Source organism: Stenotrophomonas sp. HMWF023 (assembly GCF_003060985.1).
Classification (GTDB): domain Bacteria; phylum Pseudomonadota; class Gammaproteobacteria; order Xanthomonadales; family Xanthomonadaceae; genus Stenotrophomonas; species Stenotrophomonas lactitubi.
Genome location: NZ_QAIJ01000089.1, coordinates 1 through 3,277 on the forward strand (window position 1 = coordinate 1; position 3,277 = coordinate 3,277).

Consider the following 3,277-nt stretch of genomic DNA (forward strand, 5'->3'; position numbering starts at 1 on the left):
GTGGCAGACCACCGCCAGCGGCGTGCGCATGGGCGATGCGACGGGTCTGGATTTCGGCCAGCCCGGCTATCTACCCAGCCTTGTTGGCGCACCGGTGGCAGTGTTGACCGGCCCGCGCACCGCCAGTTCCGGCGAGGCGACCGTTCTGGCGTTCCGCGGCCGCGCGCAGACCCGCAGTTTCGGCCAGCCCACGGCGGGCGTATCGACTGCCAACGTGGTGCGCCGGCTGGTGGACGGCAGCGCGCTGGTGCTGACCACCAGCGTCATGCGCGATCGCAATGGACATGGCGACGGGCGGAAGATCGCGCCGGACCAGGCCACCGTCGGCGATGCTGCCACGGTGGCTGCGGCCGAAGCCTGGCTGCTGGCCCAGCCCACCTGCAAGGAGGGCTGAGCCATGTTGCTGATCGGCCAGCACGAACGGGTGCTGATTGTCGGCCCCACCGAAGCACACCACTGCCTGCGCTGCCAGGCTGAAACCGAGTTCGCCCCGCAGCTGCGCTACAAGATGGCGCGCATCGACCTGCTGTTCGGCTTCGTCTACCAGCGCCGCTACGAGCTGGCCTGCACCGGCTGCGAGCATGGCTGGGTGCTGGATACCGAAAGCATGGACCAGCAGCTGGGCGGGGTGCCGATCCCGTGGCGGCACCGTTTCGGCCTGCCGGTGATGCTGGTGGTGGTGGCCGGGCTGGCAGTGGCGGGGTGGATGTGGCGGCAGGGGCACGGTGGTTGAGGACGCGGCCTGCTAAAGTTGCAGCCAGCAATCACGTACCGGAACCGACCATGGACCACGAAACGCCGTTCGAACCCGCCAACGATCTGGAAGTGCGCCTGTTGCAGGCCCAGGACGGAACCCTCACGGCCTCGCAGTTCCTTGATGGTCTGCTGACCGCGCCGGTGTTCGTGCTGCTGGACAAGGCCATCGGTGAAGACGGTGCCTGGGACGAGAGCATTTCGCCGCTGGTGCTGACCAGCGAGGGCGGCGAGCCGATGTTTGCGGTGTTCACTGCGCCCGAGCGCGCGGAAATCTGGCATGAGCAGCTGCCGCAGTTCGCCCATGCCATGCCCATCGCGGTGCATGCGCTGCTGTCGGGCATCGGCGAGGGCGTCGGCCTGGTACTGAACCCGGGTCTGGACGTGGGCATGGAGATGATCCCCGACGCGGTGGCGCAGCTGAAGGAACGTGCTGCGGCGATCACCCGCGGCATGGCGCACTGATTCCAGGGGGCTTGTGGGTGCCGGCCAGCGGCCGGCACTACCCGCAATGGCAGGGTGCTTGAATCAGGCAGCCTGCTGCTTCAGCGCGATCAATTCCCGTGCACGTCGAGCCAGTACATGCCCAAATGAGACGCGGCGTCCTGTTGAATCAGCGGATGTCGCGCGTTGAGCAAGGTGCTCCAGTTCGTCGATAGTCGCGGTTTCTTCAAACTCATCATCGAACATGCCTTCCAGCGTTTCTCTCCGCCGGATGCGCAGGAAGTCGATGTCCAGCTTGAGCAGATCGATCATGTACTCGGCCGAAGCATCCCCGGGTTTGCTGGCCGAGATTCCGCCCGTGTAGCGGTTATAGATGAAGCGGGCTTCGCAGTGAGGATCGACAGGCGAAATGACGAGGATCGGGTCATATTCACTACCCTTGCCATGCCCGCAGTGCAAAGGTGCCCGTGGTTCTGTGTTGCGGATGCAGGAGGCGTGAAGATTGGCGAAATCAAGCTCCAGCTCCTGGTAGTGTTCCTGAGGAGCGAAATGCTCGATATGGCTTTCGCTGGTAGTGATGGCTCTACCGCAATAGCAGCACGTTCCCCACTGCTCCGTGACGAGGGCAGCATGCAGTTCTGCCTTCTGGGGATTCTGCAGGATGTCATAGCTCGGCACCCACTCCGCGTTTGCGAGGGTCTTCCACGCAGTGAACGCTGCGGGTTCATGGCCCTTGATGACGCTCCTCATCGCCCGATGATCTCCCTGCGCTTCAGCGCCGAACGCGCCTTGTCCAACTCAGGAACACCGTCGGCAATACGCGCGAGCCTATCCAGCGCTGCACGAGCCTGATCCAGCAGGCCCTGCTGGATCAGGTTGAAAACTTCCTCCAGCTTATCTTCGACCACCGGGGTACGGGCTTCTGCACCCATGATGTCCTGCAATACCTGGGAGGAGGTTAGTCCGTAGCTGACCTGTGGCTGGCTCACGCCTTCCTTCGAAAGCAGGATGATCTCGTCGGGACGGAGTTCGCCAATGATCTGAGGCGAATGGCTGGCGGTAATGAACTGGACGGACGGGAAGGCGGCCTTGAGGCCGCGAACCAACAGGCGCTGCCAGTGGGGGTGCAGATGCACATCCAACTCATCAATCAGGACGACGCCAGGTGTTCTCTGTAGCGCCTCCATGCCCAGCTGCGGATTGAGCAAGCAGATGCGGCGTGCAATGTCAGCTACCAGGAAAATCATCGAACGCTGTCCGTCGCTCAGATCATTGAATAGATCGGGTTCTAAACGGTCCGTCCACTCGACCAGCAGCGAGCCGCGTTTCATATCGAACTTGATTCCACGGAAATGCTCGAGTGCCGCGGCCAAGGCATCATTGATCAACGCAAGCTCATCATCTCGTACGTCGTCGAGACGGCCGCCCGTCTCCGATGCGATCTGCATACGTTCTATGCACTTCGCGATCAGCCAGAGTGGCAATGAGGCAGCCTGCGACGCGTTCCACCAAGCTTCGTAGCCATCGAGACGGGAGCTTTGAGTAAGTGCGGCTTGAAGATGATGTGGTTGGGACGTTGGCCAGATGCGACCAGCCGCGTAAAACGCAAAAACGGGCAACGCTTCGGAATCTTCTCCCGAAGCCCACTTTTGAAAATTCTGAATCGCCTCCTCTCCGGCAAACTGCGGGTGTTGAATGGCACTTTCCTTCTGGGACTGCCATACAAAGGTACGATTGGAAGCTGTGGCATTTACCTGCAGTTTGACCGGATATGTCTCTTCAAACCTGTAGCGTCCGCCATGCATATGGGTTTCCACCCGGACACTGTCGCTACCCATCACTGGGCTGGAATGCACGCCCATAAACGACAATGGTTGAGACAACGCTGTGCAGATCGCCCTCAACAGCGACGTCTTTCCCCCACCATTGACCGCCACGATTACGTTGAACCGATCATTGAAATTGACCGTCAGATCCTTGTGGCAACGGAAGTTGACCAGGCGAATCGAATCAATGTGCATGGCATGGGGCCTTGGGCCGTAAGGGCGGGAAATCTCGTTGATCGCACTCATGGGGGCAT

5 protein-coding genes are annotated in these 3,277 nt (G+C 61.2%); 3 read left to right on the top strand and 2 right to left on the bottom strand.

The genetic code is table 11. The features are described from left to right. From DBR20_RS04045 to DBR20_RS04055, 3 genes are all read left to right on the top strand, one after another. Window positions 1-394 (top strand): S41 family peptidase (locus tag DBR20_RS04045; RefSeq protein WP_219927784.1); only part of this gene is annotated, 394 nt, incomplete at its 5' end. Between the two features lie 3 nt (window positions 395-397). Then, complete coding sequence (locus DBR20_RS04050; protein WP_100553552.1) at window positions 398-733, top strand: hypothetical protein; 336 nt, start codon at window positions 398-400, stop codon at window positions 731-733. 50 nt (window positions 734-783) lie between these two features. After that, complete coding sequence (locus tag DBR20_RS04055) at window positions 784-1,218, top strand: SseB family protein (RefSeq protein ID WP_049467432.1); 435 nt, start codon at window positions 784-786, stop codon at window positions 1,216-1,218. Window positions 1,219-1,281: 63 nt separating this feature from the next. Here the strand turns inward: DBR20_RS04055 and DBR20_RS04060 are convergent, their stop codons facing one another. Together DBR20_RS04060 and DBR20_RS04065 are read right to left on the bottom strand one after the other, a co-directional pair. Continuing rightward, a complete protein-coding gene (locus tag DBR20_RS04060; protein WP_108265278.1) occupies window positions 1,282-1,947 on the bottom strand; it encodes a retron system putative HNH endonuclease in 666 nt (221 codons plus the stop codon). Beyond that, on the bottom strand, window positions 1,944-3,277 hold a 1,334-nt coding region (locus DBR20_RS04065; RefSeq protein WP_219927785.1), incomplete at its 5' end, for an AAA family ATPase. The genes DBR20_RS04065 and DBR20_RS04060, both read right to left, overlap by 4 nt.